Below are 13,340 nucleotides of genomic sequence, written 5' to 3'. Positions count from 1 at the left end.
CAAATCGAAATTATGAAAAAGATTTTTCCACTTGTCCTACTAAGTTTGGTTGGCTTTGTGTCCAAAGCACAAGACATTGATGCACTTCTTGCCGCAGGTATTGAGGACGCTCAAAGATTTGCAAATGGTTATTTAATGCCCGGTACCAATGGCTTAATGCACAGCATGAATGCCAACTGGTTTAATACGGCCGATGCCAAGCCTTTAGGTGGATTTGAGATTTCAATTATAGCCAATGCATCATCTGTAAAAGATGATAATAAGATGTTCAACTTGAACACGGCCGATTACAATAACATTACTTTTCCTGATAATTCAGCATCCAAAATGGTTTCAACTGTGCTTGGTGAAAACGACCCAGTAATTTTTGTTGAAGTGGAATATGAAGACCCCATTTTTGGAAATCAAACAGAGATTATAGAATTACCAAACGGTATTGGGTCTAGTAGTGCTGATTTATTGCCTACAGCCTTTATTCAAGGTGCATTAGGGCTAAGCAAAGGGATTGAAATAAAAGCCCGTTTTGTGCCAAAAATTGATGCGGAAGAAGTGTCTTTAAGCATGTACGGTGCTGGATTACAATTTGAAATGACCAAATGGTTGCCAGCAGATAAAGTTCTACCAGTAGCCATTTCAGGATTGGTAGCATATACTCATTTAGATGGGTCTTATGATTTAACAGATTCCTCAGGAATTCAGGGTGACAACCAACGCATTGAAAGTAAAACCAACACATGGCTATTTCAATTAATAGCTTCAACCAAACTTCCTGTTATAAATTTTTATGGAGGTTTGGGTTATATCAAAGGAAAATCAGAATCAGATTTGTTGGGAACGTATATAGTTACGGATGGTATTTTAACCTCCCAACCGATAGTTGACCCTTTTTCAATTTCAAGTGAGGTGTCTTCTGTTAGAGGAACCATTGGAACAAAATTAAAATTGGGCTTTTTTAGGCTCAATGCCGAATATCACTTATCAGAATTTAATGCCTTTTCAGTAGGATTGAATTTTGGATTTAGATGATACGGCGAATTTAAAAATGGATTTATTTAGTTTTAGTTAGTTATATTTAATTTTTGTTGAAAAGTGCGAGATTTTTATCTCGCACTTTTTTATTAAACGCTTATTAATTCGTAATTTCGCATGACCAAAATCATATAATTTTTGGTGTGAAACCGAGAATTTTGTTCCGTAAAAAATAATAACAAATATATAACTAAACACAAATCAAATGAAAGTAACAGTAGTAGGTGCTGGAGCAGTAGGTGCCAGTTGCGCAGAATATATCGCCATTAAAAATTTTGCCTCAGAAGTTGTATTGCTTGATATAAAAGAAGGCTATGCAGAAGGAAAGGCTATGGATTTAATGCAGTGTGCATCATTAAATGGTTTTGACACAAAAATTACAGGGGTAACAAACGATTACAGTAAAACGTCAAATAGTGATATTTGCGTTATAACCTCAGGTATTCCTCGTAAACCGGGTATGACACGTGAAGAATTAATTGGCATTAACGCTGGTATTGTAAAAGCCGTTGCTACTAGTTTATTGGAACATTCTCCAAATATGATTTTAATTGTGGTGAGCAACCCAATGGATACCATGACTTATTTAGCGCACAAATCACTAAACTTACCAAAAAATAGAATTATTGGAATGGGTGGAGCTTTAGATTCTGCTCGTTTTAAATACAGGTTAGCAGAAGCTTTGGATGCCCCTATAAGTGACATTGATGGTATGGTTATAGGAGGACATAGTGATACTGGTATGGTACCATTAACATCCCATGCAACAAGAAACAGTATCAAAGTTTCAGAATTTTTAAGTGAAGAGCGTTTGGCTCAAGTTGCGGAAGATACTAAAGTTGGAGGCGCTACACTTACAAAATTATTGGGGACTTCAGCTTGGTATGCGCCAGGTGCTGCAGTTAGCGGATTGGTTCAAGCTATTGCTTGCGATCAAAAGAAAATTTATCCTTGTTCTACCTTATTGGAAGGTGAATACGGTTTAAGTGATATCTGTATAGGTGTTCCTGTAATTATAGGAAAAAATGGTATTGAAAAAATAGTTGACGTGCCATTAAGTGATGCTGAAAAAGCACACATGCAAGCCAGTGCAGAAGGTGTTAAAAAAACAAACGACTTGTTGGAAGTTTAAACAAGTTTCAGCAAAATACTTAATTTTATAAAGACTGTAGCAATACAGTCTTTATTTTTTTATATTTGGCGCATGATTGCTAGATGGTGCATTAGTGTTTTAATTTTTACGCTTACTTTATTTGGTGTTGTTAGCCAACAACAAGTTACTTTACCAAATCAGGAAATAGTATTGCAGTTTTCAGATGTTGCTTTAACTTCTGATGATACGCAATACGCCATTGCTTCGGTTAAAAAGCAACTTCAAGATTTAGGGGCGGAAAACATAAAAGTAAAACACCTTGAAAATGGAAGCATCAATATTGAATATTTCAGTGATGCTGATACTGCAAGTATTAAAGAAATCCTCTCCAATAATGAGGTTTTAGCATTCGACTTTTCCGATAACCCTACAAAAGAAAATAAATCACACCTTCCTTTTAATGATAAGGTTTATTTCGACCTTGATGTTTATGAAATTCAAAATGGGAATGATACCAAAGGTGATTTAAACGGAGCCATTGTTCTAGAGGTTGAGGTTAAAAGTAACCGTTCGTTAGAGCCTAATATCAATCTGTTTTTTAACCCAACGGATTTAAAAGGGGAAGCAGATTTTACAAAACGGCCAAATACAATTCGCAAAAACATTGCGATAGCTATAAAGAATACTTCACATAAAATACCCGAAGGCAGGGCAGGGCCTGTTTGTTAAAAAAAGAGACTTGTTTAAGTTTCATAATTCCATAAAATTCAATTTAAAAGGTGGCTTTCGTTGTTGAAAAAGCGTGGCTGCAAATTCATATTAAAATAAAAATTGTCAAATCTTGAGGTAAATGATATATTTGCCCGTTTTAAAAATTTGACCAACTAAATTTATACACATGCAAAATAAAGGATTAGTAAAATTGTTTGCTATTTTGTTTGGTTTGGTAAGTATTTACCAGCTTTCATTCACATTCAAAGCAAGTTCAATTGAAAAAGAGGCCGAAGAAATGGCCATCAACAAAATTTCTGATACTGAGGATGATTACCGTGCAAAGCGTAGTCAAGAAGAGGCTAATTATCTTCAATCGATTGCTACCGATACGGTTTTTAATATCGGTGTTGCAAAATTCACTTATAACGAGGTGAAGCAAAAAGCCATGAACCTTGGCTTAGATTTAAAAGGAGGTATTAATGTTATACTTCAAGTTTCTGTAAAGGATATCTTAAAAGGCTTGGCCAATAATACTAGCGACCCTGTTTTCAATAAGGCTTTAGATGATGCTTCAGAACTTCAAAAAAACAGTCAGAATACCTATTTACAAGATTTTTTCACCGCTTTTGATGCCATAAAAGGTGATACAAAATTGGCTTCTCCAGATATTTTTTACACCAAGGAATTGGATGGCGAAATTGATGGAAGCATGAGTGATGATGAGGTTAAAGGCATCATTGAAACTAAAATTGATGAGTCCATCGTTTCTGCTTTTGAAGTATTGCGTAAGCGTATTGATGAGTTTGGTGTAACCTCACCAAATATTCAGCGTTTAGGAACATCGGGCCGTATTTTGGTTGAATTGCCAGGTGTTAAAGATGTAGAAAGAGCAAAATCTTTATTGCAAAGTACTGCACAATTGGAGTTTTGGGATGCTTACAAAGGTGAGCAATTCTATCAATTTTTAGGTCAAGCGGATGCAGTTTTAAAGGATATTGTTGAAGATGAGGCTAAAACTGAAGAAGTTGAAAGCCAAGATCAGGAAGATGCCCAAGATTCACAAATCGATGAATTGTTGGGGGATAGTCAAACCGATTCAACTGCGGTAAACACCAATAACAACCCATTAGGGAAATTAATAAAAGGAATTGGCTACCAAGGTGGTCCAATCATCGCAAAGTTTGCTATTAAAGACAAACAAACTGTTCTTGATTATTTAAACATGCCAGAAGTAAGAGCATTGCTTCCAGCGGAAATGCGCTATACAAAGTTCGTTTTTGGCAAACCTGAAAAGGATAGCGAGTTGGTTGACTTATATGCTTTGGTTGGTAATAGAGAAGATGTGCCACCATTAAGCGGCGCCGTAGTAACCGACGCCAGCAACGAATTTAGCCCTGTGGGTAACAGACCAGAAGTGGCCATGCAGATGAACTCTAAAGGTGCTAAAATTTGGGAGGAAATGACGGGCAATGCCTATCAGCAAGGAAGCCAAATCGCCATTGTATTGGATGATGTAGTGTATTCAGCTCCGGGTGTAACTTCAGGCCCTATAGCGGGAGGACGTTCTTCCATTTCTGGAGATTTCACCCTAAATGAAGCCATCGATTTGGCCAACGTTTTGCGTGCAGGTAAATTGCCAGCTTCAGCAGACATAATCCAAAGTGAAGTTGTTGGTCCATCATTGGGTCAAGAAGCTATTGATAGTGGTACAACATCATTCATGATTGCATTGGCTTTAGTATTGCTTTGGATGCTTTTTTATTACGGAAAAGCGGGTATTTTTGCCGATATAGCCATGTTATTAAACATCCTTTTAATCTTTGGGGTTTTATCTGGTTTAGGTGCTGTGTTAACATTACCAGGTATTGCGGGTATCGTGCTTACTATAGGTATGTCGGTTGATGCCAACGTACTTATTTATGAGCGTATTCGTGAAGAATTGTTAAAAGGAAAAGGGCAGCTGGAATCTATTAAAGATGGATTTGGTAACGCCTTATCGTCCATTTTGGATGCCAACATTACAACAGGTTTAACAGCGCTTATCCTATTTGTATTCGGTACAGGCCCAATCAAAGGATTTGCTACAACCTTACTTATAGGTATTTTAACTTCTTTATTTACTGCAATTTTCATAACTAGATTGTTAATCGATTGGTATGTGAATAGAGGAGGTAAACTGGATTTCTCTACTGGAATAACCAGAAACCTTTTCAGAAACATCAATATTGAATTCCTTAAAAAACGTAAACTTGCTTATATCGTTTCGGGAGCATTTATCGTCTTAAGTTTAGGGTCTTTGTTCACAAAAGGATTGGATCAAGGTGTAGATTTTGTTGGAGGTAGAACGTATCAAGTTCGTTTTGCCCAAGATGTTAGTGCAGAAGAAATCACAAATCTGTTATCACAGCCTGGCGTATTTTCAAGTGCAGATGCCAAAACTTTTGGAGATGCCAACCAATTGAAAATTACAACCAAATTTAAAGTAAATGAATCTGGTGCCGATGTTGATGAAGAAATCAGAAAAACACTTTACACTGCTTTGGTGCCTCATTTAGAGGGTATTTCATATGAGCAGTTTATCGATTTAAATGACGAAAATAAACAAGTAGGGTTATTGGAATCTTACAAAGTAACACCAACCATTGCCGATGATATTAAACAAGCTTCAATCTGGGCTATTTTAGGGTCATTGATTGTGGTGTTCCTTTATATTTTATTCCGATTTAAAAAATGGCAATATTCATTGGGTGCCGTAGTCGCTGTATTCCATGATGTATTGATTGTGTTGGGTGTATTCTCAATAACATACAGTTTTATGCCATTCAATATGGAAATTGACCAAGCTTTTATTGCGGCCATTCTTACGGTAATAGGTTACTCACTTAACGATACGGTGGTAGTATTTGATAGAATTAGAGAGTATTTCAACGAGCATACCAGCTGGAATTTCAACAGAGTGGTGAATTCGTCATTAAGCAGCACATTAAGTAGAACATTAAATACCTCCTTGACTACCCTTGTGGTGTTATTGGCCATCTTTATTTTTGGTGGCGATTCCATCCGTGGGTTTATGTTCGCACTTATTGTGGGTGTAATTGTAGGTACCTATTCATCATTGTTCATTGCAACACCGGTAATGTACGATACCATAAACAGACTTGAAGAAAAAAAGAAGAAAAACTAAAACTAACTCATTTTTCTTTGAAAAGGAGCCCGTTAACTTTTGTTGACGGGCTTTTTATTTTCCATTCAAAAAAATCACTTTAACAAATCTTTAAAAATAAAAATGGGGTTTTAGTCAAAAAGACTTAATATCTTCACTAAAACTAAAAAAACATCCTAATTTTAAAAAGATGATTTCAAGGTACTTGAAGCTTTTATTTTTAGTGGTCTTTGTCCATTTTTTTGGCGGGACGAGTTTAGCCCAAACCATTGAAATAAAAGGCAAAGTGGTTGATGAAAACAGCAAGCAGCCCTTGGCTTATGCCACAGTAATGGTTGCTGATAATGAAACCCAAAAACCCATTACAGGTTCTGTAACTGCTGATGATGGCTCTTTTGTATTACGAACCGAAGCCAAAAACTTTTATATCGAAATCAGTTTTATTGGGTTCGTATCTAAAACTATAAGAGATTTCGGCATTTCTAATAATATGATTGATCTGGGCACAACTTACCTTTCGGAAGATTCCCAGCAACTAGACCAGGTTGTGGTTCAGGCCGAAACTTCACGTACGCAGTTTAAGCTGGATAAACGGGTGTTCAATGTGGGTAAAGATATCGCCAATACCGGAGTTAGTGCATTGGAGGTTCTCAATAATGTGCCGTCAGTAAATGTAAATATTGAAGGTGTTATTAGTCTCCGTGGTAATTCAGGCGTGCAAGTACTCATTAACGGAAAGCCCTCAATTTTAACAGAAGATGGCGGGGCATTGGGCAGCATCACCGCCGATATGATTGAAAGTATAGAAGTCATCACCAATCCCTCTGCAAAGTATGATGCTGAAGGTACATCAGGAATCATCAATATCATCATCAGGAAAGAGGAACGAAAGGGTTTGAATGGCTCGGTTAGTTTAAATACTGGTTTACCGGATAATCATAGCGTGGGGATAAGTTTAAATCGTCGGTCGGAAAAGTTTAACCTATTCACGCAGCTTGGCTTGGGACGGAGAAGCTACCCTCGTGATGGTGAAAACGCAAATACAGACCTTGTGAACAACACAGCTCTTTACAACGTTGGCACAGACTACAGAAACGAAAAGTTTTATAACATGACCCTTGGCACTGATTATTACATTACCCCAACAGATGTGATAACGCTATCTGGTAATTTCGCCTACGAAATCGAGGACCAACCCTCAAACAATAACTTTAAATTGTTTGATGAAAACGATGATTTGGTTTCTGAATGGAATCGCTCCGAAGCCACTGAAGCTACAAACCCCAAATGGCAATACGAACTGGTTTATAAAAAGGATTTTGAAGATCATGAAGACCACGACCTGTTGTTCAGTGCCATAGGAAATTCCTTTGCAAAAGATTTGTCTTCCTTGTTCAATGATGCAACAGTTTCGGGTAATGACCAGGATGGCACGCAAAGAACCCGATCGGATTTCGCAGAGTACATTTATACCTTTAAGTTAGATTATACCAAACCTTTTTCAGAACAATGGAGTATGGAAACAGGTGCTCAATATGTGCTGAACGACGTAAGCAACGATTATGAAGTTGCCAACTTGGTGAATGGGAATTTTGAGCCCGACACTGGTCTGACCAATATCTTTAATTACGACCAAAAAGTTTTTGGAGTCTATTTTTCGGGTGCTTATGAAGGCGAAAAATGGGGATTGAAAGCAGGACTTAGATTGGAGCAAACCGATTTAAAAACCTTTCTGGAGACCACCAACCAAAGCAACAATCAAAATTATACCAATCTTTTTCCTAGTGTGCACACGTCCTATAAATTTTCAAAGGTTGTTTCGCTTCAGGCGGGCTATTCAAAGCGGGTGTTTAGGCCGCGACTTTGGGATTTGAATCCATTTTTCAACATTCGTAACAGTTTTAATATCCGTCAAGGAAATCCAGAATTGATGCCCGAGTTTACAGATTCTTATGAGCTGACCACCATTTTGGACATCGGCAAAACCTCATTAAATTTTGGGGTTTACCATCGGTACACCACCGATGTTATTGAACGTATTTCCACTTCCGAAAATAATGTCAATACCACAAAACCCGAAAATATTGGAACCAACAGCACCATCGGAATTGAATTTAACACCAAATACACCCCAATTAATTGGTTGATCTTTAATGTAGATTTTAACTATAACGGATTTAATAGGGAAGGTACTTTTGAATCTCAGGTTTTTGATTTTAAAGGTGACCAATGGACGTCTAAACTCATGGCGAAATTTAAATTGCCCGCTAATTTCGATTTTGAAGTCACTGGCAATTACGAATCCGAATACAAAACAGTGCAGGGCAGCATGAACGATATTGCTTTTTTAGATTTGGGCCTGCGTAAAAAAATATTGAAAGGCAAAGGCGTTTTTAGTGTTGGTGTTCGCGATGTATTTGCTTCACGATATTTTGAAAGTTTTACTACTCAAACCAATTTTACCAACTACAGTAAAAATACGCGCGGACGCTTTGTAAGCTTCGGTTTTAGCTATGGCTTTGGAAAGGGTGAGGCTATGGAATATAGCGGTGGAAGGCGGCATTGATTTAGTTTTTTTGAGGGGTTTGCTGAACTTATTGACAAAATCAGTTTTTGTAATCCCAAAAAAATTAGAAGCTTAAGCTATCACCAACACGAAGGTTCCAGGTATCGGCCAAACCAGCATTAACCTCCAAAACATATTTTGCTGGCGCATTTGAGGGTAGAGAAGATTCATCAAAAGGCTTGGCGTTTTTTTGAAAACTTACAATTTTTTTGTTGGCAGCAACATATATCAAGTCCAATGGAATCTCGGTATTCTTCATGTAGAAATTGCGAGGACGTTCATCTTCAAAAACAAACAACATGCCTTGGTTGTTTGGCATATTATGACGGTACATAAGGCCCGTTTCGCGATCAAACTCGGTATCGGCAATTTCAATATCCAAGTTGATTTGTGTAGAATCGACACTTTTAAAAATGGTGAGTTCACCTTCCTTTTTAAAGATTACTTCCGTCTGTTTAATGACTTTTTTGTCATTTTTACATGACGATAAAAGCATTGAAAAAACAAGACAGACAAGTAAAAGGAAAGATTTAAAACGCATGTTAGTTTACTACATTTTTGGGTTTATAAATAAACATAAAGTACAGTCCAATCAAAATAAAAGGAATACTCAGCCATTGGCCAGTGTTTAGTCCTAACCAATTGATGTACTCATCGCCCTGTGGTTCTTTAACGAATTCGACAAAAAATCTGATGGTCCAAAGTAGGATTAAAAACAGCCCAAATAAAAATCCAGTTTGGTCTTTTTTAGAGGTTTTCGAGTAGAAATACCATAAAATCAAAAACACAAAAATATAGCAAAACGATTCGTACAATTGTGCTGGGTGGCGGTAGGGCACTTGTTCCACTAATTCGGGGTTGGCAGCAATGGCATCGTAGGCTTTTTGTACGTTTTTGGTGCCTGCAATACGCATGGCGTCGTACTTGTTGTAATAATCTTGTATAAAACGTACGCCCAAAGGGAAATCGCCCGATTCTTTTCCAATAATTTCAGAATTGATAAAATTTCCAATCCTAATAAAAACAGCCCCTGAAGCTACTGAAATCACCACTCGGTCTAAAATCCAGAGCAGTGATTTGTACTTGTATTTTCGTCGGTAGAGGTACATGCCAATAATAATGCCAATGGCTGCACCATGGCTGGCAAGACCTTGAAAACCTGTAAACTCAAAACCACCTTTAAATTTAAACGGTAAAAAGATGCTGAAAAAATCTTGGGTAATCAATTCCGATTGGTAAAACAACACATGGCCCAATCTTGCGCCCAGCATAGTGGCCAAAACGGTATAGATAAAAAGTGGGTCGAGGTAGTCCAAAGATATTTTTTCTTTGGTGAAAATGCGTTTCATAATGTACCACCCCAATATAAATGCAACCACCCACATGAGGCTATAAAAATGGAGTTTGAAATTTCCAGAAATATCAATGCCCGTAATGGGGTTCCAATCAAATTTTAAAAGTTGCATGTGCTTTGTTTTATGCCGTAAATATAAAGGTTTGTGCTGTGTTTAGTGTTAAAATTTATTTAAGAAGTTCTACTATTTCAACTTCAAAAATTAGGTTGGATTGCGGTGGAATACCACGTGTGCCAGATTCCCCATAAGCCAGATGATAGGGTATAAACAAAGTAGCCTTATCCCCAACGCTAAGCTGTTTTAGGCCTTCTTTAAATCCAGGAATCATTCGTGCATCAGGGCCTAATTCAGCAGAAATGGGCTGGTATCCGTCTGCTGCTTTTCGTCTTGGATTAACGGCATCCAAAGCTTCTGCAATTTCCAATTTGCTGGTTTCCAATAATTTTCCGTTTTCAAAATACACGGCATAATGGGCTAAAACTTCAGCGTCTTCTGGTAATTTTTCGCCTGATCCTTTTTCTGAAATATAGTATTGTAAACCAGATTCCATTGTTGTGGCTTGTACCTGTTGTTTGTCAAATTTTGCTTTTGACGCTTTTATGATGGCTTCTGCTTTTGCTTCTTTTTCTTTTTCAAGACGTTCGGCTTCAACAAAATGATTTTTAAAAACCTTAGGAGCGTCAAAATTTTTAGCAGCTTTCCCTTTTCTAATGATTTTTACTTCTTGCATCACATCATCCTGTTGAATGGAATCAATAACCTCAAGCCCAAGAACCACTTCTCCAAAAACAGTGTGACAACTTACACGTCGATCCTCACAATTTTTTAGATGGCCTTCTTCATCATAGGCATCAAGCCAAGGTGTGGCCTTATGTGTGATGTAAAACTGACTTCCATTGGTGCCGTAACCAGAATTGGCCATGGCCAAAATCCCTTTTTTGTCGTGTTTTAAGCTAGGGTCAAATTCATCATTAAACCTGTATCCTGGGTTTCCAGAACCATCACCGTTTGGATCACCGCCTTGTATCATGAAATCGGGTACTACACGGTGGAATTTCAGCCCATTATAAAATTTCTTGTCTTTCAGCGAATCGCTTACCAAAGTATTTGTACCTTCAGCCAACGATACAAAATTAGCCACTGTTGTTGGTACTTTTTCTTGTTCCAGTTTGGCTACCATAATACCCTTATCAGTAGTGAATTCGGCATACATGCCATCCTCCAATTCTGGATATGGGGCTTTACAGGAAATGAATGAAAAAAGTAGTGCTAAGGTTAAAAGTTTAACGGCGTTTTTCAGGGATTTCATTTTAATTGGTTTGATTTGGCGTAATGGAGTTTATGGTGACTTCGCAAATTAAAGGCGTATTGCTACCTATTTTATTCTCGTCGCCGTAATATCCGAATGCTTTTTGCGATGGAAATAAAAATGTGACTGTTTCACCTGTTTTCATCAATTTTAGGCCTTCACGCAACCCGGTAAAAAGCTCTTCCTTATCCATGGCATAGGTTTGCGTTTTTAGGTCTTCAAAAGAATAAATAGTATGTCCTTTTAAGGATTTTACGTCATAATTAAAGTTGACAATATCACCGAAATCAGGTGTTTTTAAAGTATCGTTTTCAGTTTTAATATTGTAGTAGTACCAAAATCCGCTCTCTGAAGCAATATAATCTTTCTGTTGTTGCTCCATTATTTTTTCAATGGTAGCTTGTTCTTTGGCGTTCAATTTTTTGTTTCGCTCGACGGAAGCATCAATGAAAGAGCCCGTTTTTACAGAAATTGGGCGTCTTGCTTCGGGCGTTTTGCAGTTAAAAAGGAGCAAAACAAAAGCTATGGTTAATAGTTTATTCATCATTCAGGGCTTTATTATAACTAGGCAATATACTAATAAATTTTTCAACTGTGTCTTTTAAAGGCAAATAGCTCTTGCCGCCGGCAGCATTGATGTGCCCGCCACCGTTGAAATGCGCCCTAGACATTTCATTAACCGAAAAATTGCCTTTTGAGCGTAACGATATTTTTATGATGCCCTCTTGTTTGTCTTCTATGAAAATAGCGGCCAAAATAACACCTTCAATGGATAGGCCATAATTTACCACACCTTCGGTATCTCCCTTTTTGTAATTAAAGCGGTTCAATTCTTCTTGTGAAAGCGTGATATAGGCTGTTCTAAATTCTGGAATGACCACTAAATTGCTAAGCGCACAACCCAATAGCTGTAGCCGCTCATAGCTGCTGGAGTCGTAAATGTTATTGTGTATTTCTGCATTATCGGCTCCTTTTTCCATTAAATTGGCAACAACATTGTGCGTGGTGCTGCTGGTAGATGAAAACCGAAACGAACCCGTATCGGTCATAATGCCAACATACAAACATGTGGCAATATCTTTATCGATTAAATCAATATCGCCGAGCATATCAATAAAGTGGTAAACCATTTCGCAAGTTGAACTCATATGCACATCGCTGTAGGTATAGAGTGCGTAATCATCTGGTGCTTGATGGTGGTCTATCATGATTTTGACACCTTTGTTTTCTGCCAAAACTTGTTCCATTTGGTCGGTTCTATGAAGGGCATTAAAATCTAATGTGAAAATTATATCGGCATCTGCAATTAGGCCATTGCACATTTTTGTTTGCGAATCGTGCCTTAAAATGGAATCGCTTCCAGGTATCCATTTGAGAAAGGAAGGAAAATCATTCGGCACTAAAACATGAACATCATGATTTCCTTTTAAGAGATAGTGATACAAACCTAAAGAAGACCCAATAGCGTCACCATCAGGATTTTTATGGGGTACAATAACTATCTTTTTTTTTGTGGCCAATAGCTGCTTAACGCTAGCAATATCTTGTTTTGTCATAGATTGCGAATATACAATATTTTTAAAATTGGCAGACTTGCCATTAAGCAGAAATACATTACTTTTGCACGAAAATCAACGAAAAGGTTTTGTTGGTTTTATTAATTATTGAATACATTAAAACAATATAAATGGCAACAAACAGAACATTTACCATGATAAAGCCGGATGCGGTTGAAAAAGGGCACATAGGTGCTATATTGGAAAAAATTGCAGCTTCGGGTTTTAGAATAGTGGCAATGAAATTAACCCAAATGACAAAAGCAGATGCACAGGAGTTTTACGGCATCCATAAAGCGCGTCCGTTTTTTGGCGAATTGGTAGAATATATGACGCGCGGTCCAATAGTGGCTGCTATTTTGGAAAAAGACAATGCCGTGGATGATTTTAGAACTTTAATTGGAGCAACAAACCCAGAGGAAGCTGCCGAAGGCACCATCAGAAAAATATATGCCAACTCCATAACTGAAAATTCAATTCACGGAAGTGATAGCGATGAAAATGCCGCTATTGAAGGCGCCTTTCACTTTTCAGGACGCGAGATGTTCTAAGATA

11 protein-coding genes are annotated in these 13,340 nt (G+C 37.5%); 6 read left to right on the top strand and 5 right to left on the bottom strand.

Annotation, left to right across the window (positions count from 1 at the left end; translation table 11 throughout):
* The first annotated feature begins 12 nt into the window (after nucleotides 1-12).
* The 5 genes from WJN01_RS00810 (at nucleotide 13) to WJN01_RS00790 (ending at nucleotide 8,565) form a co-directional block, all read left to right on the top strand.
* Nucleotides 13-1,026, top strand: coding sequence for a DUF6588 family protein (locus tag WJN01_RS00810; RefSeq protein WP_445195273.1), 1,014 nt, complete (start codon nucleotides 13-15; stop codon nucleotides 1,024-1,026).
* A gap of 208 nt (nucleotides 1,027-1,234) precedes the next feature.
* Nucleotides 1,235-2,161, top strand: a complete 927-nt coding sequence (gene mdh / locus WJN01_RS00805) for a malate dehydrogenase (RefSeq protein WP_445195272.1) — start codon at nucleotides 1,235-1,237, stop codon at nucleotides 2,159-2,161.
* A 72-nt stretch (nucleotides 2,162-2,233) separates the two neighbouring features.
* Entirely contained in the window at nucleotides 2,234-2,851 is a 618-nt protein-coding gene (locus WJN01_RS00800) for a hypothetical protein (RefSeq protein WP_445195271.1), read from the top strand.
* Nucleotides 2,852-3,020: 169 nt separating this feature from the next.
* Entirely contained in the window at nucleotides 3,021-6,020 is a 3,000-nt protein-coding gene (gene secDF, locus WJN01_RS00795; protein WP_445195270.1) for a protein translocase subunit SecDF, read from the top strand.
* Nucleotides 6,021-6,189: 169 nt separating this feature from the next.
* Nucleotides 6,190-8,565, top strand: coding sequence for a TonB-dependent receptor (locus WJN01_RS00790; RefSeq protein ID WP_445195269.1), 2,376 nt, complete (start codon nucleotides 6,190-6,192; stop codon nucleotides 8,563-8,565).
* 64 nt (nucleotides 8,566-8,629) lie between these two features.
* Here WJN01_RS00790 and WJN01_RS00785 read toward each other — a convergent pair whose 3' ends face one another.
* Genes WJN01_RS00785 through WJN01_RS00765 form a run of 5 tightly spaced genes read right to left on the bottom strand, consistent with a single transcriptional unit; the run spans nucleotide 8,630 to nucleotide 12,785 of the window.
* On the bottom strand, nucleotides 8,630-9,106 hold the full coding sequence (locus tag WJN01_RS00785) for a DUF192 domain-containing protein (protein ID WP_445195268.1): 477 nt from the start codon (nucleotides 9,104-9,106) through the stop codon (nucleotides 8,630-8,632).
* Nucleotide 9,107: 1 nt separating this feature from the next.
* Nucleotides 9,108-10,031 (bottom strand): prolipoprotein diacylglyceryl transferase, encoded by a 924-nt coding sequence (gene lgt, locus WJN01_RS00780; protein WP_445195267.1) that lies wholly within the window; start codon nucleotides 10,029-10,031, stop codon nucleotides 9,108-9,110.
* A 55-nt stretch (nucleotides 10,032-10,086) separates the two neighbouring features.
* A complete protein-coding gene (locus WJN01_RS00775; RefSeq protein WP_445195266.1) occupies nucleotides 10,087-11,229 on the bottom strand; it encodes a peptidylprolyl isomerase in 1,143 nt (380 codons plus the stop codon).
* A gap of 1 nt (nucleotide 11,230) precedes the next feature.
* Nucleotides 11,231-11,773 carry a gliding motility-associated peptidyl-prolyl isomerase GldI gene (gene gldI / locus WJN01_RS00770; RefSeq protein WP_445196285.1) on the bottom strand — a complete coding sequence of 181 codons (543 nt, stop codon included), beginning with the start codon at nucleotides 11,771-11,773 and terminating at the stop codon, nucleotides 11,231-11,233.
* Nucleotides 11,766-12,785: a DHH family phosphoesterase gene (locus WJN01_RS00765; protein WP_445195265.1), complete on the bottom strand. Its 1,020-nt coding sequence runs from the start codon at nucleotides 12,783-12,785 to the stop codon at nucleotides 11,766-11,768. Before WJN01_RS00765 ends, gldI begins: the two co-directional genes overlap by 8 nt.
* 131 nt (nucleotides 12,786-12,916) lie before the next feature.
* Here WJN01_RS00765 and WJN01_RS00760 point away from each other — a divergent pair, with 131 nt between their 5' ends.
* A complete protein-coding gene (locus WJN01_RS00760; RefSeq protein WP_445195264.1) occupies nucleotides 12,917-13,336 on the top strand; it encodes a nucleoside-diphosphate kinase in 420 nt (139 codons plus the stop codon).
* The last annotated feature ends 4 nt before the right edge of the window (nucleotides 13,337-13,340 follow it).

Origin of the sequence: Tamlana sedimenti, from assembly GCF_038148895.1 — a bacterium.
Classification (GTDB): Bacteria; Bacteroidota; Bacteroidia; order Flavobacteriales; family Flavobacteriaceae; genus Tamlana.
This window is presented reverse-complemented; position numbering and strand designations above follow the sequence as displayed.

Coding starts and splice junctions, on each gene's coding strand:
- WJN01_RS00810 (WP_445195273.1), top strand. CDS start 13: ATGAAAAAGATTTTTCCACTTGTCCTACTAAGTTTGGTTGGCTTTGTG.
- mdh (WP_445195272.1), top strand. CDS start 1,235: ATGAAAGTAACAGTAGTAGGTGCTGGAGCAGTAGGTGCCAGTTGCGCA.
- WJN01_RS00800 (WP_445195271.1), top strand. CDS start 2,234: ATGATTGCTAGATGGTGCATTAGTGTTTTAATTTTTACGCTTACTTTA.
- secDF (WP_445195270.1), top strand. CDS start 3,021: ATGCAAAATAAAGGATTAGTAAAATTGTTTGCTATTTTGTTTGGTTTG.
- WJN01_RS00790 (WP_445195269.1), top strand. CDS start 6,190: ATGATTTCAAGGTACTTGAAGCTTTTATTTTTAGTGGTCTTTGTCCAT.
- WJN01_RS00785 (WP_445195268.1), bottom strand. CDS start 9,106: ATGCGTTTTAAATCTTTCCTTTTACTTGTCTGTCTTGTTTTTTCAATG.
- lgt (WP_445195267.1), bottom strand. CDS start 10,031: ATGCAACTTTTAAAATTTGATTGGAACCCCATTACGGGCATTGATATT.
- WJN01_RS00775 (WP_445195266.1), bottom strand. CDS start 11,229: ATGAAATCCCTGAAAAACGCCGTTAAACTTTTAACCTTAGCACTACTT.
- gldI (WP_445196285.1), bottom strand. CDS start 11,773: ATGAATAAACTATTAACCATAGCTTTTGTTTTGCTCCTTTTTAACTGC.
- WJN01_RS00765 (WP_445195265.1), bottom strand. CDS start 12,785: ATGACAAAACAAGATATTGCTAGCGTTAAGCAGCTATTGGCCACAAAA.
- WJN01_RS00760 (WP_445195264.1), top strand. CDS start 12,917: ATGGCAACAAACAGAACATTTACCATGATAAAGCCGGATGCGGTTGAA.